The following is a 26,927-nucleotide window of genomic DNA, read 5'->3' as shown; positions in this document are numbered from 1 at the left end:
GCGATCTGGCGCGATCAGGATCTCGATCGCGATCGAGACGGCGGTGGCGATCGAGGGGTGGGTTCGGGACGTTTCTGTCTGTCTGAGGTGGTGTGCCGGTACGGGACGGCGGCCGCGTCACCCCCGGCGCACCGCCCCCGCAGCACTACCCCCGCAACGGCGGCCGTCGCTCCGGTACGGCCGTCGCCCGACAGCAGCCACCACTCGACAGCAGCCGTCCCTCAGCAACGGCCGTGGCTCAGCAGCGGCTGTCGTCCTCGGTGAGCACCCCCTGGACTGTCGTCAGCGAGCGGTCGTAGCAGCCGTGCGAGCCGGACAGCCGGTAGCGCTCGCTCGTCGTACCGACCGCATGCCGCTGGTCACGGGGCACGTTCAGGGTGTAGGTCGCGTCGCCGGAGTAGGTGTCGTCGAACCGCGACCACGAGATGCGCCGACCGCCCACGGTCCCCGCCACCGACGCCCTCTCGCCGAGGGCGAGAACCGTGCGCAGCCGGTCGTCCGCGCCGATCGTCGTCGCACCGTCCATCGTGTAGGTCCGGTCCGTACGCGTGGTCCGGGTCACCCCGTCGGCGCCGACCGTGACCGACCCCCCGTCCGTCCAGGTGGCGTCGAGCCGGTCCGTCGTCTCGCCGTCGGTCCAGCGGTGCGTCGAGGTGTTCGCCAGGGTACGGCTGACGGTGGTCGCCACCCGGCCGTGCGAGGTGTCGAGGTACCCCGCGACGGTCAGCCGGTGACCGGCCCGGGTGTCGACCCGGTGCTCCGCGGAACCAGGAGTGTACGTCGAGGAGTTGACGAGGTCGGTCACCCGGTGCGTGGTGAGTTCGCCGGTGACCCGGGCGCGGTGCCGGTCCTGCCAGACGAGGACGTTCACCGGCGCGCTCCAGCCGGACTGCCCTTCGGGAACGCCCTCCACGGATATCTCGACCCGGTGCGGACGCCCGTCGTCGAGCAACCCGGCGAACGGGGTCAGGTCGTACTCGATCGGCCGCACGTCGAAGGCGCGGGGGCCCGGAATCACGTACCAGAGGAAGGGGTTGGACCAGCCTCCGGTCCATACGTTCGGGAACGGCGCGGCGATCCCGGCCAGTTGGCCGTCGACCTTGATCTGCACCTCACGGTAGGGGCCCCGGTCGGCCTTGCAGGAGTACGGAGCCGGGTCGGCCACGGTCAGGTACCAGAACTCCTCGCAACCGCCGCCGGATCCGGTGGCGTACACCTCGGCGACGATGCGCTCGCTGTTGCGCGGAGTCGTGAGGGTGGTGCCCTGGCCGGTGTCGGTGAGGGTGAGGACCCGGTCCGGTGTGGCGGCGGCCCTGCCCCCGTAGAAGGTCAGTGTGACCTTGACGTCGATGACACCGGTGTAGGTGTCGTCCACGGCGTTCCCGATGAGCATCTCGACGTCCTGCGGGTCGCTGAAGGTGTCGCTGTAGCGGGTGACGTCCTTCTCCACGGACCACTCGATACCGTCCGGCGAGGGCTCCGGCGTGGAGGTACGCAGGATCTCGACCCCGCCGACGTGCAGATAGCCGAGCCGGTCGTACTGACGGCCCCGCACCTTGCCGTCAAGGCGCAGCACGACCTTGCTCCAGCGGTCACCGCACCCGCGCGGCGGCGTGTACGTGCCCCGGTACGGCGTGAAGTCCCGGAACTGGGCCGCCGCGAGCGCGACCCGGCAGGACCTGGCGTCCGGTACGGCGACCGGCGGCGCGGCGGTCACCGGGTCGTGCCAGTCGGTGCCGAACTCGGCCGGGACACCGGCCGGGTCCTGGGCCGGGACCCGGGCCTGGGCCGGGATGGGTGTCTGTGCCTGAGCCGGAAGGATCAGGGCGGAGGCCGCCGGGGAGCCGAGGAGGATGCCCGCGAGGAGGGCCGCTCCCGCGAGCATGCACATGACTATCCGTCTTCTCATGGCCGGTGTTCTACGGGGTGGTCGGCCGTCCCGGCAATGCCGCATCCAGCCGGACGAGACTGCGGGAACCGTGCCGCCGACAGGCGGGGCCGTTTCCGGCGCCGCGGCAGAAAAACCGTTTGATTTTCGCCGCACTCCGACGCCAGCCTTGCACGGTTTGCTGCCGCCGCTCCTGTCCCCACCCCCGTCCGATTCCGCCCCGACACGAACCACTGGGACGTCATGCAGATCCAAGATCTTCCGTATCCCGACCCGGGTGTGCCGGACGCACGCTCGGGCCCCCGATTCCTGTGGTGGCTGGGGCGCAATCAACTGGGTGGCCAGCTGAAGGCGCTGGCCTGGGGCCTGCTCCATTTCACCTCCGTCTCCTCGCTGCCGTTCTGCGTGGGCCTCGCCGTCCAGGCCGTCGTCGACCGCTCGGGCACCCGGCTCGCCCTGACCGGCCTGCTGATGGCGATCTGCGGGATCGGCGTCGCGGTGGGCGACACCTTCCTGCACCGGGCCGCCGTCACCAACTGGATCACCGCCGCCGCCCGCGTCCAGCAACTGCTCGCCCGCAAGGCCGCCCTGCTGGGTTCGGGGCTGACCCGGCGGGTCGCGGCCGGTGAGGTGGTGGCCGTCTCGACCGGCGACGTCGAGAAGATCGGCTGGTTCGTCGAAGCCGTCTCCCGCTTCACCGCCGCCGCCCTGACGGTCGTCCTGGTCTGCGTGGGCCTGCTCGTCTACCAGCCCGTTCTCGGCGCCCTCGTGGCGGTCGGCCTGCCCTTGCTGGCCATCGCGGTCCTGCCGCTGCTGCCCCGGGCCACCCGGCGAGCCGACCTCCAGCGCGAGAAGGCGGGCCGGGCCACCGAACTGGCCTCGGACACCGTCGCCGGTCTGCGCGTGCTGCGCGGCATCGGCGGCGAGGAACTGTTCCTCGACCGCTACCGGCGTGCCTCACAGGAAGTACGGCACGCAGCCGTACGCAGCGCCCGGATGTGGTCCCTGATCGCGGCGCTCCAGGTGCTGCTGCCGGGCCTGCTGCTGATCGCGGTCGTCTGGCACGGCATCGGTCTCGCCCGCCAGGGCCGCATCGACGTAGGCGAACTGGTCACCGTCTACAGCGCGGTGATGGTCCTCGCCTACCCGTTGCAGCACTTCCAGGAGATCGCCATGGCGTACTCCTTCTCCCGCCCCTCGGCCCAACGCGCCTCCCGAGTACTGTCCCTGGAACGGCATACGGACGCCGGCGGATCACGCGCGGCCGAGGTGCCCAGCGGTGACCTGTACGACCCGGCCACCGGCCTGCTCGCGCCGGCCGGCCGGCTCACCGCCGTGGTGTGCGGCGACCCGGACGCGGCGGGGCGGCTCGCCGAACGGCTGGGCGGACATCCGGCCGAACCGGGCACCTCTGTGCTGCTCGGCGGCGTACCGCTCGACGAGCTCCCTCTCGACAGCGCCCGCACCGCCGTCCTGGTCCAGGACAAGGATCCGGTCCTGCTGTCCGGCACGCTCCGCGACCTCCTCGACGTGCCCGCGTCCGCCGATGTCCGCGCCGAGGACGCGCTGGCCGCCGCGCAGTGCGGGGACGTGCTGGAAACCCTCGTCGAGGGATCCGCGGACACGAGGGATCCCTTGGACGCCCGGATCACGGAAAGGGGACGGTCACTGTCCGGCGGCCAGCGCCAGCGGCTCGCGCTGGCCCGGTCGCTGATCACCGACCCCGAGGTGCTCGTCCTGGACGAGCCGACCTCCGCCGTCGACTCGCACACCGAGGCACGGATCGCGGAGGGCCTGCGGAAGCTTCGGACGGGGCGGACGACGGTGGTGTTCACCTCGTCGCCGCTCCTCCTGGATCGCGCGGACCAGGTCGCGCTGGTGCACGGCGGCGAGCTCGCGGCGGTCGGCGTGCACCGCGACCTGCTGCGCACGGAGCCTCGGTACCGGGCCGTCGTGACCCGCGAGACCGAGGACGAGGCGGCAGCTCGCGGCCCCCTGGACGGCAAGGACGCCCTGCGGGAGCCATCGGACGACGAAGCCGCCCTGCCGGGCGCCCTGGAAGAGATCGAGGAGAGCGCATGATCGGCGTTGCGCCACCGGCGTACGACCCGGCGGCCCCGACGACCGCGACCACCCTGCCCGTCGGCGCCGCGCGGACCGTGCGCGCCTACGTGGCCGAACTGTTCCGGCGGCACCGCCGCGCCTTCCTGATTCTCATCGCCGTCAACACGATTGCGGTGGTCTCCTCCTTGGCGGGCCCCTACCTCCTCGGCGGACTCGTGGAGAGGGTGTCCGACGGGGCACGGGAACTGCATCTGGGTTTCACCGCCGGGCTGTTCGTGCTCGCGCTGGCCGTGCAGGCCGTGTTCGTCCGCGAGGTGCGGCTGCGCGGCGCCATGCTCGGCGAGCGGATGCTGGCCGACCTGCGCGAGGACTTCCTCGTCCGTTCGGTCGGACTGCCGCCCGGCGTCCTGGAACGCGCCGGCACCGGCGACCTGCTCTCCCGCATCACCACGGACATCGACCGGCTGGCCAACGCCATGCGCGAGGCCGTGCCGCAACTGTCGATCGGCGTCGTCTGGGTGGTGCTGCTGCTCGCCGGGCTCGTCGGCACGGCGCCACCGCTTGCGGCGGCCGTACTGCTCGCCGTCCCGCTGCTGGTGTTCGGCTGCCGCTGGTACTTCAAACGCGCCCCGTCCGGCTACCGCTCGGAGGCCGCCGGGTACGCCGCCGTGGCCGCCGCGCTCGCCGAGACCGTCGACGCCGGCCGCACCGTCGAGGCCCACCGCCTGGGCGCCCGGCGCATCGCCCTGTCGGAACGCCGGATCAAGGAATGGACCGCTTGGGAGCGCTACACCCTCTGGCTGCGCTCGGTGCTCTTTCCGGTCGTCAGCCTCACCCACGTGGTGGTGCTGGGCTCGGTCCTGATGGCCGGCGGAGTCTTCGTCCTGCAGGGCTGGATCGGAGTGGGCCAGCTGACCACCGGTGCCCTCATCGCGCAGATGCTCGTCGATCCGGTCAACCTGATCCTGCGCTGGTACGACGAGGTGCAGGTCGCCCAGGTGTCGCTGGCACGCCTGGTCGGGGTACGGGAGATCGAACCGGACGCCGGGGATGCCGAACTGACTCCCGAAGGCCGGGACGTACACGCGGACCGGGTGCACTTCGGCTACCGCGAGGGCGTCGACGTCCTGCGGGAGGTGTCGCTCTCGGTCGCGCCGGGCACCCGGCTCGCCCTGGTCGGTCCCTCGGGCGCGGGCAAGTCCACGCTGGGCAGGCTGCTCGCGGGCATCTACGGGCCGCGCGACGGCCGGATCACTCTGGGCGGCGCCGAGCTGTCCCGGATGACCGCCGAACGCGTCCGCTCCCACGTCGCCCTCGTCAACCAGGAGCACCACGTGTTCGTGGGCACGCTTCGCGACAACCTGCTGCTCGCCCGCACCGACGCCGTGGACGCGGAGCTGTGGGCGGCCCTGGGTGCGGTCGACGCGGACGGCTGGGCGCGGGACCTGGAGGACGGACTGGACGCCGAGGTCGGCTCGGGCGGTCTGGCGCTCACCCCGGCGCAGGCCCAGCAGATCGCCCTGGCCCGGCTGGTGCTGGCCGACCCGCACACCCTGGTCCTGGACGAGGCGACCTCGCTCCTCGACCCCCGTGCGGCCCGCCACCTCGAACGCTCCCTGGCCCGAGTCCTGGACGGCCGCACCGTGGTCGCCATCGCCCACCGGCTGCACACCGCCCACGACGCCGACGTCATCGCCGTCGTCGAGAACGGCAGCATCCGCGAGCTGGGCAGCCATGACGAGCTGGTCGCGGCCGGCGGGGCGTACGCGGCGCTGTGGCGGTCCTGGCACGGGTGAGCGGGGCGCCGTGATCGGTACGCGTACTGGAGGCAGCGCCGCGGACCACGGCGTGCACGGACAGGCCACCGCATCGGCCCGTACAGGTGACCGGCGCACCGCCGGGTGCCGTGGCACCCTCGGCACCGAGGTGTGGCGAGCGGGGCCGGCGGTCGGGCGAGGGACCCCGACGCGGGCCCCGACGCCGGTGGTCACGCCGGTCGCAGGAGCGGGTCGCGGGGCAGGTGGGACGGCGTTCGCGGGCGCGGGCCGGGAGCCGTGGCGTTGCGCGGTCCCGAAGCGGAGTGAAAGGCTGGAGAACGGCACCGGTTCGGGGGATGCCCGGGAACCGTCGGGTTCGAGCCGGGTGAGACTTGTGCCCCGCGTGCCGGTGGTCCGCCGCCGCACATGGCGGGAATGGGCCGCCCCCACCACCTGGAGGTATCCGTGAACAGCTCCGACGGATGGGGGGACGACGTCTACCAGCCGGATGGATCCGAGATCCAGGAGGACTCGGGGCTGCTCGACGCCGAGGACACTCTCGTCGACGACGGTGTCGAAGATCCACTCGACCGGGGCTGGTCGCCCCCCGAGCGGCCGTGGGCGGTGGAACACGCCGGAGTGACGGCGGCCGAGGGCCATGAGGGCGAGACGCTGGACCAGCGCCTGGCCGAGGAGCAGCCCGATCTCGCCGTACCCGACGGTGACGGCATCGGCGACTGCCAGGGCACCGACGGCGAACTGCTCGACAACGAGGTCGGCGACCTCCGCTCCGGCCGCCTCGTCGCACCCGACGAGGGGGCCCACGAGGACGATGAAAGCGCACTCGTCGCCACCGACGTGGGCATCGACGGTGCGGGCGCCTCCGCCGAGGAGGCCGCGATGCATGTCGTGGACGAGGACTCCTTCTCCACCTGAGCCCGGCCGCACCCATCCGCCGACCGTCCCGCGCGAGGAGCCGCCATGCAGCAGGACAAGCACCCCGAGTACCGCCCCGTGGTCTTCCGCGACCGCTCCGCCGGCTACGCCTTCCTCACCCGGTCCACCGCCACCAGTGACCAGACCATCGACTGGGACGACGGCGAGACGTACCCGGTGGTGGACGTCGAGATCTCCTCGGAGAGCCACCCCTTCTACACGGGCAAGGCCCGCACGGTCGACTCGGAGGGCCGTGTCGCACGCTTCGAGCGCCGGTACGGCGAGGCCGGGCGGGGCTCCGCCGGGAGCGGTGGGGCCGGCTGACCCCGGAGCGCACGTCCTTGGAGCGCACGCCTCCTGAGCGGGACCCCCCGACCGAACGGGCCGCAGGTACCACCGACGCAGGCACCACCGACGTGCCCGTCCCCCCGCCGGGGAGCCCGGCCCTCGGCTCCGGCCACGGCTCGAAACTCCATCCGGGCCGGGGCCCGTATGGAGACCCGGTCCTCGGCTGCGATTGCCACCCGGACCTGGGCCCGAACCGGCGTCCGGGCACCGGCCCGGGTCGCCCACACCGCTCAGATCACATTGAGCGCCGCCGCGCAGCCCACCCCGCCGAGCAGCATGAACACCGGCATCAGCACCTTCAGCTCGACCCAGCTGCCCGCCCGGAACCGCATGGCCTTGGGCGGACCCAGGGGGTACCAGCGCTTGCGGCCGACCGGGATCGGCCACAGGATCGGGCAGCCGGAGACGGTCAGCGCGTCCCCGATGTCGTGCACCAGCGCCCCCAGCACGATGGGCAGCCCCAGCCACAGGTACTCCTGGCCGGGATCGATGAACAGCCAGTCCGCACCATTGCCCGGTTTGTCCAGAATGCCCGCAAGGATCCACGCGCTGGTCGCGGCCAGCAACCACACCAGGATGTCGCTGCTGGACCCCCGGGCCGCCCGCCACAACAGGCCCTCGATCGCCAGCACCATGTGGACGAAGAGGATCGCCAGCACCGCCCACCGGCCGCCGGTGATCGCCAGGGCCGAGGCGCCCGCCCCGATCAGCACCGCCCACAGCCAGGTGTGCGTCAGCGTCCGGTGCCCGCCGGAGCGGCGTGTGTCGCCCTTCATCCGGGTGCCCTTGTAGACGGCATGGGAGAGCTTGTCCACGATCTCGCACAATCCTCGTGACAACGGCCCGAAGGCGCGCGAGATGGTGGCCGCCTTGTGGTCGAGGTCCGGAGCGAGCGCGGCACCCGCGCTGATCAGGGCGCCCACCAGGAGGACCGGCCAGGGCATCGGATGCCCGCCCGCGGCGGCGGCCGCCCCGACGCCGAGCCAGGCCGCGGCCCCCGACAGTGAGTGCGCTGGTCCCATCATCGCCGTTGCCCGCCCCATTCCTCTTGTGCCGCTGTCCAGTTGACCGGGTGCATTGACGCTCCGCCGGCGACACAGCGTAGCGGTAGCGATCTTCGTACTCGCAGCCGATTCCCGGATCGGCCGGGTCGCCAGGCAAGATGGGTGCGTGACCCTCATCGATCAGCTGCCGCAGACCGCCGACCCCGATGCCCTCTACGAAGCCTTCGAGTCGTGGGCGCGGGATCGCGGTCTCACGCTCTACCCCCATCAGGAGGAGGCGCTGATCGAGGTGGTCTCCGGTGCGAACGTGATCGTTTCGACGCCCACCGGGTCCGGCAAGAGCATGATCGCCGCGGGCGCCCACTTCGCCGCGCTGGCCCGGGACGAGGTCACCTTCTACACCGCCCCGATCAAGGCGCTCGTGTCGGAGAAGTTCTTCGAGCTGTGCAAGCTGTTCGGCACCGAGAACGTCGGCATGCTGACCGGTGACGCCTCCGTCAACGCCGATGCCCCGGTGATCTGCTGCACGGCCGAGGTGCTCGCCTCCATCGCGTTGCGTGACGGCAAGGACGCGGACGTCGGCCAGGTCGTCATGGACGAGTTCCACTTCTATGCGGAGGGCGACCGCGGCTGGGCCTGGCAGATCCCGCTGCTGGAACTGCCCCAGGCCCAGTTCATCCTCATGTCGGCCACGCTCGGCGACGTGTCCTTCTTCGAGCAGGACCTCACCCGGCGCACCGACCGGCCCACCTCCGTCGTCCGCTCGGCGAACCGTCCGGTGCCCCTCTCCTACGAGTACCGGTTCACCCCGCTCACGGAGACCCTCACCGACCTCCTCGAATCCAGGCAGGCACCGGTCTACATCGTCCACTTCACGCAGGCACAGGCCGTGGAGCGGGCGCAGGCGCTGATGAGCATCAACATGTGCTCGCGCGAGGAGAAGGAGCAGATCGCCGAGTTGATCGGCAGTTTCCGCTTCACCACCAAATTCGGCCGCAACCTCTCCCGCTACGTCCGCCATGGCATCGGCGTGCACCACGCCGGCATGCTGCCCAAGTACCGGCGGCTGGTGGAGAAACTCGCCCAGGCCGGCCTGCTGAAGGTCATCTGCGGCACGGACACGCTCGGTGTGGGCGTCAACGTGCCCATCCGGACCGTGCTGTTCACGGCACTGACCAAGTACGACGGCAGCCGCGTCCGCACGCTGCGCGCCCGTGAGTTCCACCAGATCGCGGGCCGGGCAGGCCGGGCCGGATTCGACACCGCCGGTCTGGTCGTGGCGCAGGCTCCTGAGCACGTCATCGAGAACGAGAAGGCCCTCGCCAAGGCGGGCGACGACCCGAAGAAGCGTCGCAAGGTGGTTCGCAAGAAGGCGCCGGATGGTTTCGTCGGCTGGACCGAGAACACCTTCGACAAGCTCATCACCTCCGAGCCGGAGCCGCTGACCTCCCGTTTCCGGGTGACGCACACCATGCTGCTGTCGGTGATCGCGCGTCCCGGCAATGCGTTCGAGGCGATGCGCCGGCTGCTGGAGGACAACCACGAGCCACGCAAGCAACAGCTGCGGCACATCCGCCGGGCGATCGCCATCTACCGCTCGCTGCTGGACGGCGGCATCGTCGAAAAACTCGACAAGCCGGACGCCGAGGGCCGCATCGTCCGGCTCACGGTCGACCTCCAGCAGGACTTCGCCCTCAACCAGCCGCTGTCCACCTTCGCGCTCGCCGCGTTCGAACTCCTGGACCCGGAGTCGCCGTCGTACGCACTGGACATGGTCTCCGTCGTGGAGTCCACCCTGGACGACCCGCGGCAGATCCTGGCCGCGCAGCAGAACAAGGCGCGTGGCGAGGCGGTCGCCGCGATGAAGGCGGACGGCGTCGAGTACGAGGAGCGCATGGAGCGCATCCAGGACGTCACATACCCGAAACCCCTGGAAGATCTCCTCTTCCACGCGTACGACACCTACCGCAAGAGCCACCCCTGGGTCGGCGACCATCCCCTGTCGCCGAAGTCCGTCGTCCGCGACATGTACGAGCGGGCCTTGTCCTTCACCGAGTTGGTGTCGTTGTACGAGCTGGCGCGTACCGAAGGCATCGTGCTGCGCTACCTGGCCGGCGCCTACAAGGCCCTGGAGCACACGGTCCCCGACGACCTGAAGTCGGAGGACCTCCAGGATCTGATCGCCTGGCTCGGCGAGATGGTGCGTCAGGTGGACTCCAGCCTGCTGGACGAGTGGGAGCAGTTGGCCAACCCGGAGGAGATGACGGCCGAGGAGGCCCAGGAGCGGGCCGACGAGGTGAAACCCGTCACCGCCAACGCACGCGCCTTCCGGGTCCTGGTCCGCAACGCGATGTTCCGCCGGGTCGAACTCGCCGCCCTCGACCAGGTCGACGAACTCGGCGAGATGGACGCCGAAGCCGGCTGGGACGCGGATGCCTGGGGCGAGGCGATGGACAAGTACTGGGACGAGTACGAGGACCTGGGCACCGGCCCCGACGCACGCGGGCCCAAGCTGCTCGTGATCCAGGAGGAGCCGGACAACGGACTGTGGCGCGTCCGTCAGATCTTCGACGATCCGAACGACGATCACGACTGGGGCATCAGCGCGGAGGTCGACCTCACCGCGTCGGACGCCGAAGGCCGTGCGGTCCTCCGGGTCATCTCCGTCGGCCAGCTGTGAACACTGGAGAATCACGCGCATGACGAACCCCGCCGAAAGACTCGTCGACCTGCTCGACCTGGAACAGATCGAGGTCAACATCTTCCGTGGCCGCAGCCCGCAGGAATCCCTGCAACGGGTCTTCGGCGGCCAGGTCGCGGGCCAGGCGCTGGTCGCCGCTGGGCGCACCACCGACAGCGAGCGCCCCGTGCACTCGCTGCACGCGTACTTCCTCCGCCCGGGCATGCCGGGTGTGCCGATCGTGTACCAGGTGGAGCGCATCCGCGACGGCCGGTCGTTCACCACCCGGCGGGTGACCGCTGTGCAGCAGGGCCGCACGATCTTCAATCTGACCGCCTCCTTTCACAAACCTGAGGAAGGACCGTTCGAGCACCAGTTGCCGCCGGCCCGGGAGGTACCGGATCCGGAAACGCTGCCGACGATCGCCGACGAGATCCGCGAGCACCTCGGGGCCCTGCCGGATCAGCTGGAGCGGATGGCACGCCGTCAGCCCTTCGACATCCGTTACGTCGACCGGCTTCGGTGGAACGCCGAGGACGTCAAGGACGCGGAGCCGCGCAGCGCGGTGTGGATGCGCGCGGTGGGCCCGCTGGGCGACGATCCGCTGGTGCACACCTGCGCGCTCACCTATGCGAGCGACATGACCCTTCTCGACGCGGTCCGCATCCCGGTCGAACCGCTGTGGGGACGGCGGAACTTCGACCTGGCGTCCCTCGACCACGCCATGTGGTTCCACCGCCCGTTCCGCGCGGACGAGTGGTTGCTGTACGACCAGGAGTCGCCGATCTCGACCGGCGGCCGCGGACTGGCCCGCGGCCGCATCTACGACCAGGAGGGGCGCCCGCTCGTATCGGTCGTCCAGGAGGGTCTGTTCCGGTCCCTGTAGCCGAAGGTCTCACGCTCGCGCACACCGGTAACTTCTGCCGCGCAGCCGGTCGAGCAGTCCGCCGGGCCGCTCGGGTGTCCTGGCCGCCGACGGTGCACAGCGGGGAGTGGCTGCCCTGCTGCGGGCAGGCGCGGGAGTTGGTTGCCGAGGGCGCGGTACGACAGGTCCGACGTGACGCGGTGCGGACCTCTGGGCGCCTGCCTCGTCCACCGCGCGTGCCAACTCGCTCCTCAGCCAGCCGATCTCGTCCTGGTGGTCCGCTGTCATCAGCTTCTCCGCGAGGTGTGCGGAGGGTGATCCCGGCCTGCCGTGGACGGGCGGCCCCGGCCGGAAACGGTTGAGATGGGCGCGCTCGTGGGGGTCAGGGACGATGTCCGCGACGTGGGCGGGGTCGAGGAAAGCAGCCACGGCCCCGGCACGCTCCCACGGGTCGTCGGTCTGCCGCAGCAGGAATCCCAGGTGACGTCCGCGCCAGTTGCGGGGGCGGAGATCGAGTCCGGCCCCCAGCCGGCCGCGCAGTTCCTCGGGCATACGGCCCGTCAGCAGGTCGGCGCACTGGCCGTCGGACACGAACCGGCGCAGTTCGTCGGCCAGATAGAGCCAGACCACCGCGCGGTAACGATTGACGTAGAGCTTGACGGGCGCCACCAGGCCGAGGCGCGCGAGTCGGGTGAACCGGCCGGCCGGCACGTCCAGGAGCGCAGCGCCCGCCGCGGTGCCCACGGTCGCGACGCCCTCCCGGAGGGTTTCGGGGAAGTCCGCGGCCGCACACAAGCGATCGATCTCCGTCCGTGCGACCCTGCGGCCTCCACCGCCCTCGTCCAGTACGGTCCGAATGCGCCCGAGATGCACGGCGAGATCGAACTCACCGCGTTTGAGCCCGAGTTCACGTGCGGCGCGGCTCGGGGCGCAGGTGAGTTGGCGAGGTGATGCGACAGTGCTGCCCGGCATGGTGCTACTCCCCCGTGGAGTCGGTGCTCACGCTGTGTGCGTTCGCCGTGACACATGACGTTAGCCGCTCGGACGGATGTCGTGGCGAGCCTGTGGACAACTCCATCGGGCAGGACAAAAGCACAGGTCAGAGAGGTACGATCAGGAATATTCTCGTCGGGGATCTGCAAGAGATCCGCCGAAGATCCGCGAGAGATCTGCCGTCACTGATCTGAAGAAGGTCCGCGCTCGGGTTGCCGGGCGTCCACGCCGAGGTGTTCACCGACCCGGTTGACGAGCAGTGTCATCTCGTAGGCGATCTGGCCGATGTCCACTTCGGCGCCGCTGAGCACGCACAGACAGCTGCCGGAACCCGCGGCGCTCACGAACAGCACGGCGTCGTCATATTCGATCATGGTCTGGCGCACTCTGCCCGCGCCGAAGTGGCGTCCCGAGCCCTTGGCCAGGCTGTGCAGCCCGGAGGCTATCGCGGCGAGGTGCTCCGCGTCCTCGCGGCGCAGGCCGGTGCTCGCCCCCGTCACCAGTCCGTCGTTCGACAGGACCAGTGCATGCCGTACGTGTTCCACGCGTTCGGTCAGGTCGTCGAGCAACCAACCGAGCCGCTGGTTCTGCCCCATGTTCCGTCTCCCCGTGTGATGTCTCCCCCCTGGCCGGAGGATCCCTAAGCCAGCCTTACCCACGGCCGTCGTCCCGGCAAGGAGGATGGGAGGCATGGCACAGAAGATGACCGATGAGGAATGGCGGGCGTTCGTTTCTGACGGGACCCGCACCGGAAAGCTGTCCACCGTACGGGCCGATGGAAGTCCGCACGTCGCCCCGATCTGGTTCCTGCTGGACGGGGACGACGTGGTCTTCAACACAGGAAAGGAAACGGTGAAGGGGCGCAATCTGGCCCGTGACGGGCGGGTCGCACTGTGCGTGGACGACGACCGGCCGCCGTTCCACTTCGTCGTGCTGAACGGGCAGGCCCGGCTGTCGGAGGATCTCGGCGAGATCCGGCACTGGGCGACCAGGATCGGGGCCAGGTACATGGGCGAGGAGCGCGCGGAGGAGTTCGGCGCGCGCAACGGGGTACCGGGTGAACTGCTGGTCCGTGTCGCCGTGGACAAGGTGGTGGCGGTACGGGATCTGGCGGACTGACAGCATTTCAGTGCACAGCCGCCGGGCCGGAGGAGGGCGTGCTTCCGACGCCCGGCCCGGCGGTGTGACCGCAGAGGGTGAGAGCCGGGGATCACTGAAGCCGCGGTGGACAACCCGTCGTGACGCGAACGGCCGGGGACGCACGCGCGGATGGTGCGACGCGCCCGGCGCCGAGCCGACACGTCCCCCAGCCCATGACAGCCTGCGGCGGGCTGCCGCCGAATGCGGTGTGTTACAGGCGTTCCAGGGCCCGGACGCCCGCCGGGACGGGACACCGAAGGCGACCCCTGTCGATAGGAGTCGATCTTTGAGGTGGAGATGTGCTGGAACGATCGCATCACGCTCGGACATGGGCGCGGAGGCGCCTTTCGCGCTGGTGCGGGATCATGCCGAACATGAGCGACGACCACACACACGTGCAGGAGTTCTTCACCGCCCGTGCGGCCGACTGGGACCGGAGGTTTCCGGACGACGGTCCGGCCTACGCCGCCGCCGTCACCGCTCTCGGGCTGCGGCCCGGGGATCGCGTGCTCGACGCGGGATGCGGTACGGGCCGCGCCCTGCCGCCGTTGCGTGCGGCCGTGGGCACGTCCGGAGTGGTCCTGGGCGTCGACCTGACTCCTGCGATGCTCCATGAGGCGGTACGTGCCGGCCGGGACCGGGACGGGCGGCTGCTGCTCGCCGACGTGATCGCACTACCGCTGCGTACGGCGGCCATCGACGCCGTGTTCGCGGCCGGGCTGATCTCTCATCTGCCCCATCCCGGCGAGGATCTTCGGGAGTTGGCTCGTGTGGTGCGGCCGGGTGGCACGCTGGCCCTTTTCCATCCGATCGGCCGCGCGGCGCTCGCGGCCCGCCAGGGGCGGCGGATCACGCCGGACGGCCTGCGCGCCGAAGTCAACCTCCGGCCGCTGCTGGCGGGTACGGGGTGGCGTATGACTTCCTACATCGACGAGGACGATCGGTTTCTCGCCCTGGCGGTCCGGGAGGGCTGAGCACGGTTCGGGGCACCACGACCGGGCACGAACCCGTCCTGTCTCGGCGCCCCGTCCGCCTCCGCCATGCTCCCGCCCTCCCCGGTTGCTCCCCTCCACCACCGAGGTGTCCTCTTCCCTCACCAACACGCCCTCTTCTGTCACCGCGGCCGCGACCTTAGGTTGAGGGGAACGGACGCAGGACGGAAGAAGGCCGGACACAGGAGGAAGGTGGTCCGCATGTTCGACAGAATTCGCGCGTACGTCGCCGGATTCGGCGGTTCCGCAGACGCGGAGAACGCCGGACTTCGTGAACGACGCGCCCACAACTTGTTCGAAGCCGCAGCCGCCCATGTGGCGGCCCGAGCGGAGGACGACCAGGACCAGATCGACGAGACGGCGACCTGGGTGTCTCCGGAGGCGTTGTCGTTCGGGGTGAGCGAACTGGCCTGCCGGGCCGTCATCGCGCTGGCCCGGGAGCGCGACGAGTCGCCGCGCGCGGTGGCCCGTGACCTCCTGGGGCTGCCGACGGCCTGAGCGCAGAGCCACCGCCGTTCCGCGGGTCGTTTCGCCCGGTCCAGGAGGAAAACTGCAGGTCCGGGTGTGAAAGGGAATCGTGACAACCGGCTTCCGGTCGCACTATGGTGCGCGCCGTTGGACGAACCACTGGGGAGGCTGGGATGGCCGGGACGGACGAGGAGGTCGTCGCCGCCGCGGACGATGCGCTGTACGTGCTCACGGCAGTACTGCTGACGCCCGCGCAATTTCCGAGCGTGCTGGGCGACGACTATCCGGAGGCTTGCGCGGCGCTCGGCCTCGCGCCATTGGCCGACGGGTACGGCCTGGTGCTCGGCCAGGACGGTGCGGGCGCCCGCTGGACGGTCGTCATCGACGACGTCTCGCTGGTGGCTGTCGCGATCGCCTCCTGGGACTGCGGCATGGAGCACGACCTGTCACCGGACGAGCGCACGGTCGTCGCGGCTCTGCCGGGCTGGCCGCTCGCGGTCGCGGTGGCCGCGCCAGGGGTGCCGGCCCCGCACGATCCGGATCCTGAGGAGGTGGACGGCCCGGCGTTGACCCCACCGGACACCGGTACCTGGGGACCGGCCCAGCGACGGCTGGGCGCCGACGAGATCGCCTTGCAGTGGGCGGTCTGGCGCGAACAGATCGGCGAGGCCGACCTCCCCGCACCCGCATCGGCTCCGCAGCTGACCGCCGAAGCAGCCACGGACCAGGGGCCGGAAGCAGCCTCCGCGCAAGGACCGGAAGCAGCCTCGAACGGGGGGCCGGAACCGGCCGCCGGTCACCGCGGCATCCGGCGTGTCCTGGCCGAGGCCCGGGCCTACGTGGACGCGCCACCACCTCTCGGCCGGGTCCGCTCGGCCTTCGCCCCGGGCAACGCCCGGACGCTCCGCGCCGACGGCCCCGGCTGGTCGCTGGTCGCCCGCACCGACGACATCGCCTTCGTCCTGCTGGACGACGAACCCGGCGAAGTACTGCCGGTGGGCCGCGGCCCGGAGCTGCCTAGCCTTCTGGAAGCCCTCGACAAGCTGGCCGTACGCCCCAGTTGATGGCCCCGGGCCCGCGCCCCGGCGCGGTACGGGCTCCGGCCGACCACCTGGCCGATCCAGGTTCGCAGCGACTTCGGTGTCCTGTCACCGCCCCCTGACCCTGCCGACGTCCGGTGCGGGGGCGGCGACGTGACCGGCTGCTGCGCGCCGAAGAGGCCGCGCGGTGCCGAAGGGCGACCCGCCGCGACGCCGGTGTCTCAGCGCCCGATCTCCTTGCGGGCCGCTCGGCGCAGCCTGCGCCGCTGTGAAGGGTCCAGCGTCAGATACGCGGCGGCCGGGACTCCCACCACGATCAGGAACGCCACCCACCACGGCAGCCAGATCAGCAGGATGAGCCCGACCGCCACACCCCCTGCGGCGATCTTCGCGTTCTTCGACATGTACGTCGCCTCCTTCGCGGCCACTGCCGCTCTCTGCTCTGAAAACGGGCCCGCGCTTCCCACGGTTCCGGACCGCACCCCTGAGACGTCCCTGATACCAGTCCCTTACGCATCCCTGAGACCGGACTTCCCTGCCCCCTGTCGAACATCAAGTGAAGTGACTCAGGTCACAGCGTAGCCGTTCGGGGTCTACCGCGGTCGTGAGGTAACTTCGGCACCCTCTCCCCCCCAGTAGTCAAATTTGAGGAGTAGGGCAGAGCCGTGCAGAGCATCACCGCGGTGCCATCCTCCGAGCCGTCCGAACTGACCCATTGCTGTGCCGTCTTCCTGCCGACCGATCCCGCGCGGGCCGGCCACGTCGCCTTCTGGCGGCCGGACGGCCTCCCACCCGCCACCGCGGGCTCGGGTGCCGTCGCGGACCTGAGCGTGGCCGTGCCCGGCGAGCACGGGATCGAGCGGGTGCGGGTACCGGCGGTGCTGCTGCCGGTACCCGCCGCCCTGCCGGTGCTCACGCACGCGCGTACCGACACGCTCGCGGACCGGGCCACCGCCTTCTGGGGTTCGGCAGCCGTGCTCGCCCTGCACTTCCTGGCCCGCGGTCTGCTGCTGCCCGGGCTCTCCCCGGCCGATCACGACGCCTGGCGGATCGGTCCCCTGTCCGCCAAGGACGCGGACACCGTCCGCGAGCTGGCGGCCTCGATGCCGCCCGAGGCGCACGCCGTCCCGGTGAGCGACGCCGGGCCGCCCAGGCTGCCCGATCCGGAGCCGCTGCTGCGTTCCTTCCTGGACGCGGTCGCCGACACGCTCCCCCGCTCCCCCGCCGCATCGCTGGTCACCGGCGGCCCGGCGTACGCGGCGGCACAGCCGCAGCACCTGCCCCGGCAGCGGGCGTGGGCGGACGACGTGGCCGCGGGCCACGACGCCGGCGTACGCCTCTCACTACGGATCGAGGTACAGGGCCTCGACGACGCGTTCGACGACGCCGCGCCACGGTTCCGCACCGTGCTCCAGGTGCACACCGTCGGCGGACCGGCGGCTGTCGCGGACGCGGCCGAGGTGTGGTCGGGCGGACCGGCGGTCGCGGCCTTCGGCGCCCGCGCGCGGCTGGACACGCTGCTGGCCCTGCGCCGCGCGGCGCGCGCCTGGCCACCGCTCACAGCCCTGCTCTCGGCGGCCGTACCGGACCGTGTCGAGCTCTCCGAAGACGAGGTCGCCGAACTCCTCGGAGCCGGCACCCGGGCGCTGTCCGAGGCGGGCGTCGAAGTGCACTGGCCCAAGGAGGTGTCACGGGACCTGTCCGCCGGAGTGGACATCGGCCCGCCGGACGACGGGGACGCGCGAGCCGCACAACGCACGCGGGTGCCGTCGTTCCTCTCGGCCGACGCACGGCTCGCGTTCACCTGGCGGTTCACGCTGGACGGCCGGGAACTCTCCCGCGCGGAACTCGACCGGCTGGCGGCCACCGGACGTCCCCTCGTACGACTGCGCGACCAGTGGGTGCTGATCGACCCTCGGGAAGTGCGTCACGCGGGTGCGCGGCAGGACCGCGCGGTGACGCCCGTCGAGGCGCTCGGCGCCGCACTGACCGGCTCCACGGAGGTCGACGGCCGCCGGGTCGACGTACGGCCCACCGGGTGGCTGGCGGAGCTGCGGAAGCGGCTCATGGCCCCCGAGGGGCAGCAGCCCGTCGGCCTGCCTGCGGCGCTCACCGCCACCCTGCGCGACTACCAGGTGCGTGGTTTCAGCTGGCTGGCCCGGATGACGTCCCTGGGGCTCGGCTGCTGCCTGGCGGACGACATGGGGCTCGGCAAGACCGTCACGCTGATCGCCCTGCATCTGCACCGTCAGGAGGACGCCGCCGCGGCCGGTCCCACACTCGTGGTCTGTCCGGCGTCCCTGCTGGGCAACTGGCAGCGCGAGATCGAGAGGTTCGCTCCCGGCACACCGGTGCGCCGCTTCCACGGCCCGCGGCGCAGTCTGGACTCCCCGGCCGACGGAGAGTTCGTCCTCACGACCTACGGCACGCTCCGCCTGGACGCGGGGCGGCTCGGCGGGGTTCCCTGGGGCATGGTCGTCGCCGACGAGGCCCAGCACGTGAAGAACCCGTACTCGGCAACCGCGCGGGCGCTGCGCTCCGTCGAGACACGCGCGCGCGTGGCGCTCACCGGCACGCCCGTGGAAAACAACCTCTCGGAACTGTGGGCGATCCTCGACTGGACGACCCCGAGACTGCTCGGGCCGCACGGTGCGTTCCGCGCCCGCTTCGGACAGGCGGTCGAGGGTGCCCGTGACCCCGCCGCCGCGCAGCGGCTCGCCCGGCTGGTGGGGCCGTTCCTGCTGCGCCGCCGCAAGTCGGACCCGGGCATCGCGCCCGAGCTGCCGCCGAAGACCGAGACCGATCACGCCGTACCTCTGACCGCGGAACAGGCGGGCCTGTACGAGGCTCTGGTGCGGGAGACGCTGGACGCGATCTCGGGGACCGACGGCATGGCACGCCGCGGACTGATCGTGAAGCTGCTGACCGGACTGAAGCAGATCTGCAATCACCCGGCGCAGTTCCTCAAGGAGGACGATCCGCGGATCTCGGGACGGTCGGGCAAGCTGGAGTCGCTGGACGAACTCCTCGGCACGATCCTCTCCGAGGGGGCGGGCGTTCTCGTCTTCACGCAGTACGTGCGGATGGCACGTCTCCTGGAGCGGCATCTCGCGGCCCGTGGGGTGCAAACGCAGCTGCTGCACGGCGGCACGCCCGTGGCCGAGCGCGAGACACTGGTGCGGCGCTTCCAGGACGGCGAGGTGCCCGTCTTCCTGCTCTCCCTGAAGGCTGCCGGGACGGGGCTGAACCTGACCCGGGCCGAGCACGTCGTGCACTACGACCGCTGGTGGAACCCCGCAGTGGAGGCGCAGGCCACCGACCGGGCGTACCGCATCGGGCAGACCCGGCCCGTGCAGGTGCACCGGCTGATCGCCGAGGGGACCGTCGAGGACCGCATCGCGGAGTTGCTCAGCCGCAAACGGGCGCTGGCCGACGCCGTCCTCGGTTCCGCGGAGGCGGCTTTCACGGAACTGACCGACCGGGAGCTGGCCGGCCTGGTGGAACTGCGCGGGGAGGCGCGATGACCCGGTACGAGGAGCAGGCGGAGCGTACGTTCCCGGCTCTGCCGCCTGCACGCGGGCGGGGCTTCGCGCAGACATGGTGGGGCAGGGCGTGGCTGCGCGCCCTGGAGGACACGGCTTTGGACGGAACGCAGGTGAAGGCGGGACGCCGGCTCGCGCGCTCGGGAGCGGTGGGTGCGGTCTCGGTGCGGCCCGGCCGGGTCACAGCCGTCGTCCGGGACCCCGGCCGGGCGGCGCACCGTGCGGACGTCCTGCTGCCGGAGCTGTCGGGCGAACAGTGGGTCCAATTCCTCGACCTGGCCGTCGAGCGGGCGGGACACCTGGCGGCGCTGCTCGACCGCGAGATGCCACCGCACCTGGTCGAGGACTCGGCGGCCGCGGGCATCGACCTGCTGCCCGGGCTGGGCGACCTGGAGCCGGAGTGCGACTGCGGCGCCTGGGACCACTGCGGGCACACCGCGGCGCTGTGCCACCAGGTGGCACGGCTGCTGGACGAGGATCCGTTCGTGCTGCTGCTGTTGCGGGGACGGGACAGGCAGGCCCTCCTGGACGCCCTGCACCTGCGTACCGCGGTGCCCGAGGGGGCGCCGCAAGGGGTGGACGCTGCGGAAGCCTGGGCGGCCGGCGACATCCTGCCTCCTCTGCCCGCTCCGCCCGTCCTTCCGGACGCACCCGGCCGGCCGCCGTCCTTCGACGCCGAGGCGGCGCCCACGCCCGGGGTCGACCCGGCTTGCCTCGGGTACCTTGCCGCGCGGACCTCCGTGGAGGCATACCGCCTGCTCACCGTGGCACTCCACGGTGAGCCGGAAGGTGGGCGGGACGAGTGGGAGCTGACGCTCGGGCAGGATGTCGTGCGGCTCGCCTCCGGGGCTCCTGAAGGAGCCGTCGCCCACCGGCTGACGGACGGTTCGGGGCGCGGTCGGGAAGGGCTGGCGACTGCCGTGCGCGCCTGGCGTCTCGGCGGCACCGCGGCGCTGTCGGTACTCGACGAGGAGTGGCCGGTGGAGGGAGCCGCCCTGGCACGCGCGTGTGCCCTTCTGGAGGCGGCCTGGGACCAGGACGACCGGCCGGTGTTCCATCGGACGGGCAACCGGTGGACGGCGGTCCAGGGTGAGGACGTCCAGCTGCGGTGGGGACGGGACGGCCGCTGGTGGCCCTACCGCAAGGACGGTAGCTGGATCCCCGCGGGAGACGCGGCACGGGATCCGGCGACGGCGCTCGCGGCGGCGCGGTTCTCCCTTGCCGAGGAGCGCGAGGAGCCGTCGGCGGGTCCGGACGGCTCGACGACCGTGCAGGGGTGACGGACGAACGGCTGCACCGGAAGATCAGCCGCGGTTGCGAGGCCGACGCCGTGCCGTCGATATCAATGACGTCGGCTTCGGGGTGACCGACGGCTCGGGCGCCTTCGACGCTGAGGGCCGGCGCGTCGACAGCGGCATCGGGACGACCGTGGCCTACGTCCGGCTTCCTCAGGGCATGTGGACGACCCCGAGCCGGAGCACAGCGGCACCGGTCGGTCATCAGCACGCGCGCGTGGGGCGGCAGGAAATCCGCCGCCCCACGCGCGCGCAGTCGTTCCCACACACACGCGCGTGTGCGCGCGGTCGTTCCCACGCGCGCGTGCGTTCAGCCCCTGGCGCCGAGGAGGTGGTCCATGGCGAGCTGGTCGAGGTGTTCGAAGGCCATGCCTCGGGCGGCGGCGGCCGCCACGTCGAAGTCCTCGTAGGCGCTGCGGTCGGCCAGGAGTGTCTGCAGGCCGTCGGCGGCGGTGGGCTGGGCGAGCTGGTCGAGGCGGGCGGCCCGGAGGGCTTCCTGGACCTCAGGGTCGGCCCGGAAGGCTGCGGCGCGGTCCTTCAGGATGAGGTAGTTGCGCATGCAGCCGGCCGCGGAGGCCCATACGCCGTCGAGGTCCTCGGTCCGCGGGGGCTTGAAGTCGAAGTGGCGCGGGCCGTCGTAGCCGGCGGTCTCCAGGAGGTCGACCAGCCAGAACGCGGCGCGCAGGTCGCCGGCACCGAACCGCAGGTCCTGGTCGTACTTGATGCCGTTCTGGCCGTTGAGGTCGAGGTGGAAGAGTTTTCCTGCCCACAGGGCCTGGGCGATGCCGTGGGGGTAGTTCAGGCCGGCCATCTGCTCGTGGCCGACTTCGGGGTTGACGCCGTACAGCTCGGGGCGTTCCAGTCGCTCGATGAAGGCGAGTGCGTGGCCGACGGTGGGCAGCAGGATGTCGCCGCGGGGCTCGTTCGGCTTGGGCTCGATGGCGAAGCGCAGGTCGTAGCCCTGAGCGGTGACGTACTCGCCGAGCAGGTCGAATGCCTCCTTCATGCGGTCGAGGGCGGCCCGGACGTCCTTGGCGCCGCCGGATTCGGCGCCTTCCCGGCCGCCCCAGGCGACATAGGTCGTCGCGCCCAGTTCGGCGGCCAGGTCGATGTTGCGGATGGTCTTGCGCAGGGCGTAGCGACGCACGTCGCGGTCGTTGGCGGTGAACGCGCCGTCCTTGAAGACGGGGTGGGTGAAGAGGTTGGTGGTGGCCATGGGCACTTTCATGCCGGTGGCGTCAAGGGCCTGCCGGAACCGCTTGATGTGCGACTCACGCTCGGTGTCGGAGGAACCGAAGGGGATCAGGTCGTCGTCGTGGAAGGTCACTCCGTAGGCGCCGAGTTCCGCGAGGCGCTGCACCGATTCGACCGGGTCGAGGGCCCGGCGGGTGGCGTCCCCGAACGGGTCCCTGCCCTGCCAGCCGACGGTCCACAGACCGAAGGTGAACCTGTCCTCAGGGGTGGGCCGGTAGTTCATGCCGCGGCTCCTTGCTCGCTTGCGACTATTTCGTCATGGCGGTTTACAAATTAGTATGCGACTGCATCCCTGGGAAGGGATGAAGATGTCCCCAAAGGAGTGACGCCCGGTCGTCACCCTCGCGGACAGACCGAAGAACACAGGCCGGATCCCGCGAGCCGCGGGAGAGGGAGAGCCCGATGTCAGCAGCCGATGGTCCGCTCGTCGTCGGCGTGGACACGTCCACCCAGTCCACCAAGGCGCTGGTCGTCGACGCGGCCACGGGCCGGATCGTGGCCGGCGGCCAGGCGCCGCACACCGTCACCACCGGCGCGGGCCGGGAGAGCGACCCGCGCCAGTGGTGGGACGCCCTGTGCGAGGCGCTGAGCCAGTGCGGCGACGCGGCACGCGAGGCCGCCGCGGTGTCGATCGGCGGCCAGCAGCACGGCCTGGTCACCCTGGACGGCGCGGGCGAACCGGTCCGGCCGGCGCTGCTGTGGAACGATGTCCGCTCGGCGCCGCAGGCCCACCGCCTCGTCGAGGAACTGGGCGGCCCCAAGGCATGGGCGGAACGTACCGGCAGCGTGCCCAGCGCGTCCTTCACGGTCACCAAGTGGGCCTGGCTCGCCGAACACGAGCCGGAGGCGGTCCGCGCCACCAAGGCGGTGCGCCTGCCCCACGACTACCTCACCGAGCGCCTCACCGGCCAGGGCGGGACGGACCGCGGCGACGCCTCCGGCACGGGCTGGTGGGCGTCCGGCACCGGGGCATACGACGAGGAGACCCTCGCCCATGTGGGACTCGACCCGGCGCTGTTGCCCCGCGTGGTCCGGCCGGGCGAGGTGGCGGGAACCGTCCGCCACAGCCACGACCTGCCGTTCTCCAAGGGCACCCTGGTGGCGCCCGGCACCGGTGACAACGCCGCGGCCGCGCTCGGTCTCGGCCTCCGCCCCGGCACTCCGGTGCTGAGCCTCGGCACCTCCGGCACCGTGTACGCGGTGTCCACGCACCGTCCAGCCGACCCGACCGGCACGGTCGCGGGCTTCGCCGACGCTCGCGGGGACTGGCTGCCACTGGCCTGCACGCTGAACTGCACCCTCGCCGTCGACCGCGTCGCCACGCTGCTGGGCCTGGACCGCGAGGCGGTCGAACCCGGCGGTGCCGTCACCCTGCTGCCGTACCTGGACGGCGAACGCACCCCGAACCTGCCGAACGCCTCCGGGCTGTTGCACGGGCTGCGCCACGACACGACGGCGGGGCAGTTCCTCCAGGCGGCGTACGACGGCGCTGTCCACGCGCTGCTCGGCGCCCTCGACCTGGTGCTGGACGAGGACGCCGACCGCAGTGCGCCAATGCTGCTGATCGGCGGCGGCGCCCGCGGCACGGCCTGGCAGCAGACGGTACGGCGGCTTTCGGGACGGCCCGTACAGGTCCCCGACGCCGGGGAACTGGTTGCGCTCGGCGCGGCGGCACAGGCCGCCGGGCTGCTGACCGGCGAGGATCCGGCCGCGGTCGCCCGCCGGTGGAACACGGCCGCGGGTCCGGTGCTGGACGCCGTGGACCGGGACGAGGCGACGCTCGCCCGGATCTCCGCGGTACTCTCCGACGCGGCCCCGCTGCTGGCCCGGGGGACGGACGCCCGGTGACCGGTACCGCACGGGAAGGCCGTTGAGGGACACGGAGCGAGGATCGACGCAGGCATGACCGCACCGCTGCACGAGGGCCCGGCCGCATCGGGCCGCGCCCTGCCCGACACCCAGCAGGGCATGCGCCGCCGCAACCTGGCCCGGGTGATGCACGCCGTCAGCGCCGAGGGACCGCTGTCCAGAGCCGCGGTCGCCTCGCGCATCGGGCTGACCCGGGCCGCGGTGTCGACCCTGGTGGAGGAGCTGACCCGGTGGGGGCTCCTGGAGGAACTCGGCCCCGAGCGGCCCAGCCGGGTCGGCCGCCCGGGATCGGCGCTCGCCGTCAGCGGCCGCGGGCCGGCCGGGATCGGCGCGGACGTGGGCGTCGACCACCTCGCGGTGTGCGCGGTCGACCTGCGCGGAGACGTACGCGCGCGTGCCGTGCGGCACGGTCCCAACCGGGGTCGCGCCGCCGGACCGGTGCTCGACGACCTCGCCACGCTCGTCCGCGACGTCGTCGCCGAGGCCGAACGGGCGGGACTGTGGGCGGCGGGGCTTGCCGTGGCGGTCCCCGGCCTGGTGGCACGCGACGCCCGCACGGTCGTCCGCGCCCCGAACCTCGACTGGCGGGAGACGGACCTCGGCGCCCTGCTCCCCGTCGGCCTGCCGCTGACCGTGGACAACGAGGCCAACTTCGGCGCGCTCGCGGAACTCTGGCTCGGCGAGGGCACCCCGCGGGACTTCCTGCACGTGTCTGCCGAGATCGGCATCGGCGCCGCGGTCGTGGTGGACGGGCAGCTGCTGCGCGGGACCCGGGGCTTCGCGGGGGAGCTGGGCCATGTACCCGTCCGGCCGGACGGACCGCGCTGCCCGTGCGGCGGGCGCGGCTGTCTCGAACAGTACGCCGGTGAGGAGGCCGTCGTACGTGCCGCCGGTCTCCCGTCCGGTGAGGACCTGGTCGGGCGGCTCGCCCGGAGCGCCGACGGTGGGCACGAGGGCGCACGACAGGCCCTGCACGAGGCCGGCACCGCGCTCGGCATCGCCCTGACCGGCGCGGTGAACCTGCTCGACCCCGAGTCGGTGGTACTGGGCGGGGCGCTGGCGGGGCTCTCGCCCTGGCTGCTGCCGTCGCTCTCGGCCGAACTGGCGGACCGCACGGTACGACCGCCGTGCCCGGTGTCGGTGTCGCGTTTCGGCCCCGAGGGGCCGTTGCTCGGCGCGGCGCACTCCGTGGTGCGCGGTGTCCTAGACGATCCGGCGTCGGTGGCCGAACACGCCGCCTGAGGCAGTCTCAGCCGAGGAACTCCTCCGCCGTCCCGACGAACTGCCCGGCGTCGTCGAGCCAGGGGTAGTGACCGGCGCCCGGCTGGACGGTGAACCGCGCGTCGGGGAACAACGCGGCGTACTCGGCCACCGCGGGCGGCGGGGAATTCAGGTCGAACTCGCCGGCCAGCAGCAGCACCGGGCGTACGAAGGCGGCGATCGCCGCACGGGTGGCGTCCGGGTCGAAGGCTCCCGCGGCGGCGAAGACGGCGGCGGCCGCGTCGTTGCGCTGGCCGTCCTCGGCTGCCCGGTGGCACCGCGCGGCCTCGTCCCAACGGCCGTAGGCGAAGGGCGCGACGGACCGCCACGCGGCGGCGGTCGCGCGGCCGGCGACAATCTCCTCAAGGGCCGCACGGGCGGCCGGGAACCAGTGTTCGCCGCCCCGCAGCGACGCCGTCCGGCGGCGCAGGTCCGCGTCGACCGGGATGCCGACGGCCAGCAGGCTGGGGGTGATCAGCGCAAGTCTGCGGACGTGTTCCGGGTGGCGCTCCAGCGACGAGACGGTCGCAGCGGTACGAATCCTTCTCGTCCGGCACCCCGGAGGCGCCGGTGCCACGGAGATCCAGCATGATCAGTCGGCGGTACGCCGACAGGCCGCCCAACCCGCTCAGGTAGGCGGCGGCTTGCATCGGCCCACCCGGGAGGCAGACCACTGGTGGGCCGTCCCCGAAGACGTGGTAGGCCAGTACGGTGCCGTCGGGCGCGGAGAAGACAGGCATGGTCCCGACCCTCGCAGGGACGTTCGGGAGGGGCAATCGGATTGTCCGTCGGCCGTGCGTGGAAGGTGTCCGACGACCGCGTGTGGACAACTGCCGGGAGGCGCGAATGACGGACTGGGTGCCCCGCGAGGAGTGGGTCAAGTCCCAGCCCATGGCTCTCCTGGCCTCGTGTGTGGTGATGCTGGACGATCGGGGCCGGGTCCTGATGCTGCGCTACGGGCCCGGGCAGCCGGCCGCCGGAACCTGGTGGCTGCCCGGTGGGATGCTGGACCACGGTGAGGATCCGTGGACGGCGGCACGCCGGGAGATGCAGGAGGAGACGGGCCTCGAACTCGCACCGGCGCCCAGACTGATCGGCATCGACCACCGGACGGACGTGCTCGGCACGGGTCCGGTCCTCGACTGCTTCTTCGACGGGGGAAGCATCGCCGGGGACACGGGGATCCGGCTCAGCTCCGAGCACGACCGGCATGGGCTGTTCAGCCTCGACGAGTTGGCCGGCATGCCGCTCGCCGCACCGCTGCCGACGCTCGTTTCCCTGCACGCGGCAGCCGTGGCGGGAACCGTCGCGTACCTGCGTGAGGGCGATCCCGTCTGACTGCCGCCGGCGCGTGGCCCGGGGCCGGGCGTGTCATCGCCGGCTCGGCCCTCTTCCACTGCCCCAGGGCCGCATTCACCCGAACAGGTGACCGAGTTATCCCCAGGTTCGCCTTCGTCCACCGAATCACACGGCGCCCTTCTGCCCAACCCGCAAGCGCCGTACCGTAATTCACGCAGGGCGCGACCCGGCCA

General features: G+C 71.9%; 21 protein-coding genes and 1 pseudogene. 15 read left to right on the top strand and 7 right to left on the bottom strand.

Annotation, left to right across the window (positions count from 1 at the left end; genetic code table 11):
* Nucleotides 1–238: 238 nt before the first annotated feature.
* A complete protein-coding gene (locus tag ACFYPJ_RS13990) occupies nucleotides 239–1,909 on the bottom strand; it encodes a peptide-N4-asparagine amidase (RefSeq protein ID WP_389015396.1) in 1,671 nt (556 codons plus the stop codon).
* Nucleotides 1,910–2,131: 222 nt separating this feature from the next.
* Here ACFYPJ_RS13990 and ACFYPJ_RS13985 point away from each other — a divergent pair, with 222 nt between their 5' ends.
* From ACFYPJ_RS13985 to ACFYPJ_RS13970, 4 genes are all read left to right on the top strand, one after another.
* Entirely contained in the window at nucleotides 2,132–3,970 is a 1,839-nt protein-coding gene (locus tag ACFYPJ_RS13985; RefSeq protein WP_389015393.1) for an ABC transporter transmembrane domain-containing protein, read from the top strand.
* A complete protein-coding gene (locus tag ACFYPJ_RS13980; RefSeq protein WP_389015390.1) occupies nucleotides 3,967–5,748 on the top strand; it encodes an ABC transporter ATP-binding protein in 1,782 nt (593 codons plus the stop codon). Before ACFYPJ_RS13985 ends, ACFYPJ_RS13980 begins: the two co-directional genes overlap by 4 nt.
* A gap of 426 nt (nucleotides 5,749–6,174) precedes the next feature.
* Nucleotides 6,175–6,645 carry a DUF5709 domain-containing protein gene (locus ACFYPJ_RS13975; RefSeq protein WP_389015387.1) on the top strand — a complete coding sequence of 157 codons (471 nt, stop codon included), beginning with the start codon at nucleotides 6,175–6,177 and terminating at the stop codon, nucleotides 6,643–6,645.
* 45 nt (nucleotides 6,646–6,690) lie between these two features.
* A complete protein-coding gene (locus ACFYPJ_RS13970) occupies nucleotides 6,691–6,969 on the top strand; it encodes a type B 50S ribosomal protein L31 (RefSeq protein WP_389015385.1) in 279 nt (92 codons plus the stop codon).
* A gap of 254 nt (nucleotides 6,970–7,223) precedes the next feature.
* On the opposite strand, the gene ACFYPJ_RS13965 is transcribed toward ACFYPJ_RS13970, so the two are convergent.
* Entirely contained in the window at nucleotides 7,224–8,018 is a 795-nt protein-coding gene (locus ACFYPJ_RS13965) for a metal-dependent hydrolase (protein WP_389015382.1), read from the bottom strand.
* A 145-nt stretch (nucleotides 8,019–8,163) separates the two neighbouring features.
* Between ACFYPJ_RS13965 and ACFYPJ_RS13960 the strand changes: the two genes are divergently transcribed.
* Complete coding sequence (locus ACFYPJ_RS13960) at nucleotides 8,164–10,677, top strand: DEAD/DEAH box helicase (RefSeq protein WP_389015379.1); 2,514 nt, start codon at nucleotides 8,164–8,166, stop codon at nucleotides 10,675–10,677.
* A gap of 19 nt (nucleotides 10,678–10,696) precedes the next feature.
* Nucleotides 10,697–11,563, top strand: a complete 867-nt coding sequence (locus ACFYPJ_RS13955) for an acyl-CoA thioesterase (RefSeq protein ID WP_389015376.1) — start codon at nucleotides 10,697–10,699, stop codon at nucleotides 11,561–11,563.
* Between the two features lie 9 nt (nucleotides 11,564–11,572).
* On the opposite strand, the gene ACFYPJ_RS13950 is transcribed toward ACFYPJ_RS13955, so the two are convergent.
* Nucleotides 11,573–12,514: a DUF6397 family protein gene (locus ACFYPJ_RS13950; RefSeq protein WP_389015373.1), complete on the bottom strand. Its 942-nt coding sequence runs from the start codon at nucleotides 12,512–12,514 to the stop codon at nucleotides 11,573–11,575.
* Between the two features lie 203 nt (nucleotides 12,515–12,717).
* The gene (locus ACFYPJ_RS13945; protein WP_389015370.1) at nucleotides 12,718–13,131 is read right to left on the bottom strand and encodes a roadblock/LC7 domain-containing protein; all 414 of its coding nucleotides are present in this window, start codon (nucleotides 13,129–13,131) and stop codon (nucleotides 12,718–12,720) included.
* A gap of 94 nt (nucleotides 13,132–13,225) precedes the next feature.
* Between ACFYPJ_RS13945 and ACFYPJ_RS13940 the strand changes: the two genes are divergently transcribed.
* The 4 genes from ACFYPJ_RS13940 to ACFYPJ_RS13925 all read left to right on the top strand — a co-directional run bounded on the left by ACFYPJ_RS13940 (nucleotide 13,226) and on the right by ACFYPJ_RS13925 (nucleotide 16,199).
* Entirely contained in the window at nucleotides 13,226–13,654 is a 429-nt protein-coding gene (locus tag ACFYPJ_RS13940; RefSeq protein WP_389015368.1) for a PPOX class F420-dependent oxidoreductase, read from the top strand.
* Between the two features lie 395 nt (nucleotides 13,655–14,049).
* Nucleotides 14,050–14,649, top strand: coding sequence for a class I SAM-dependent methyltransferase (locus tag ACFYPJ_RS13935; RefSeq protein WP_389015365.1), 600 nt, complete (start codon nucleotides 14,050–14,052; stop codon nucleotides 14,647–14,649).
* Nucleotides 14,650–14,868: 219 nt separating this feature from the next.
* The gene (locus ACFYPJ_RS13930) at nucleotides 14,869–15,165 is read left to right on the top strand and encodes a hypothetical protein (protein ID WP_389015362.1); all 297 of its coding nucleotides are present in this window, start codon (nucleotides 14,869–14,871) and stop codon (nucleotides 15,163–15,165) included.
* 143 nt (nucleotides 15,166–15,308) lie between these two features.
* Nucleotides 15,309–16,199, top strand: a complete 891-nt coding sequence (locus ACFYPJ_RS13925) for a hypothetical protein (protein ID WP_389015359.1) — start codon at nucleotides 15,309–15,311, stop codon at nucleotides 16,197–16,199.
* 197 nt (nucleotides 16,200–16,396) lie between these two features.
* Here the strand turns inward: ACFYPJ_RS13925 and ACFYPJ_RS13920 are convergent, their stop codons facing one another.
* Nucleotides 16,397–16,579, bottom strand: a complete 183-nt coding sequence (locus ACFYPJ_RS13920) for a hypothetical protein (RefSeq protein WP_389015357.1) — start codon at nucleotides 16,577–16,579, stop codon at nucleotides 16,397–16,399.
* Nucleotides 16,580–16,840: 261 nt separating this feature from the next.
* Here ACFYPJ_RS13920 and ACFYPJ_RS13915 point away from each other — a divergent pair, with 261 nt between their 5' ends.
* Together ACFYPJ_RS13915 and ACFYPJ_RS13910 are read left to right on the top strand one after the other, a co-directional pair.
* Nucleotides 16,841–19,699, top strand: a complete 2,859-nt coding sequence (locus ACFYPJ_RS13915) for a DEAD/DEAH box helicase (protein WP_389015354.1) — start codon at nucleotides 16,841–16,843, stop codon at nucleotides 19,697–19,699.
* A complete protein-coding gene (locus ACFYPJ_RS13910; protein ID WP_389015351.1) occupies nucleotides 19,696–20,997 on the top strand; it encodes an SWF or SNF family helicase in 1,302 nt (433 codons plus the stop codon). The genes ACFYPJ_RS13915 and ACFYPJ_RS13910 overlap by 4 nt, the downstream gene beginning before the upstream one ends.
* Nucleotides 20,998–21,322: 325 nt before the next feature.
* On the opposite strand, the gene xylA is transcribed toward ACFYPJ_RS13910, so the two are convergent.
* Nucleotides 21,323–22,489 (bottom strand): xylose isomerase, encoded by a 1,167-nt coding sequence (gene xylA, locus ACFYPJ_RS13905; RefSeq protein WP_389015349.1) that lies wholly within the window; start codon nucleotides 22,487–22,489, stop codon nucleotides 21,323–21,325.
* A gap of 179 nt (nucleotides 22,490–22,668) precedes the next feature.
* On the opposite strand from xylA, the gene xylB reads away from it, so the two are divergent.
* The gene (gene xylB / locus ACFYPJ_RS13900; RefSeq protein WP_389015346.1) at nucleotides 22,669–24,114 is read left to right on the top strand and encodes a xylulokinase; all 1,446 of its coding nucleotides are present in this window, start codon (nucleotides 22,669–22,671) and stop codon (nucleotides 24,112–24,114) included.
* A gap of 54 nt (nucleotides 24,115–24,168) precedes the next feature.
* Nucleotides 24,169–25,377, top strand: coding sequence for an ROK family protein (locus ACFYPJ_RS13895; RefSeq protein ID WP_389015343.1), 1,209 nt, complete (start codon nucleotides 24,169–24,171; stop codon nucleotides 25,375–25,377).
* 7 nt (nucleotides 25,378–25,384) lie between these two features.
* Here the strand turns inward: ACFYPJ_RS13895 and ACFYPJ_RS13890 are convergent.
* Nucleotides 25,385–26,135, bottom strand: a pseudogene (locus ACFYPJ_RS13890) (alpha/beta fold hydrolase).
* A gap of 106 nt (nucleotides 26,136–26,241) precedes the next feature.
* On the opposite strand from ACFYPJ_RS13890, the gene ACFYPJ_RS13885 reads away from it, so the two are divergent.
* Nucleotides 26,242–26,733 carry an NUDIX hydrolase gene (locus ACFYPJ_RS13885; protein WP_389015341.1) on the top strand — a complete coding sequence of 164 codons (492 nt, stop codon included), beginning with the start codon at nucleotides 26,242–26,244 and terminating at the stop codon, nucleotides 26,731–26,733.
* Nucleotides 26,734–26,927: the final 194 nt, after the last annotated feature.

The organism is Streptomyces sp. NPDC006012, assembly GCF_042871185.1.
GTDB lineage: Bacteria > Actinomycetota > Actinomycetes > Streptomycetales > Streptomycetaceae > Streptomyces.
The sequence above is the reverse complement of the archived record's forward strand: the minus strand, read 5'-3'. Positions and strand labels throughout refer to the sequence as shown.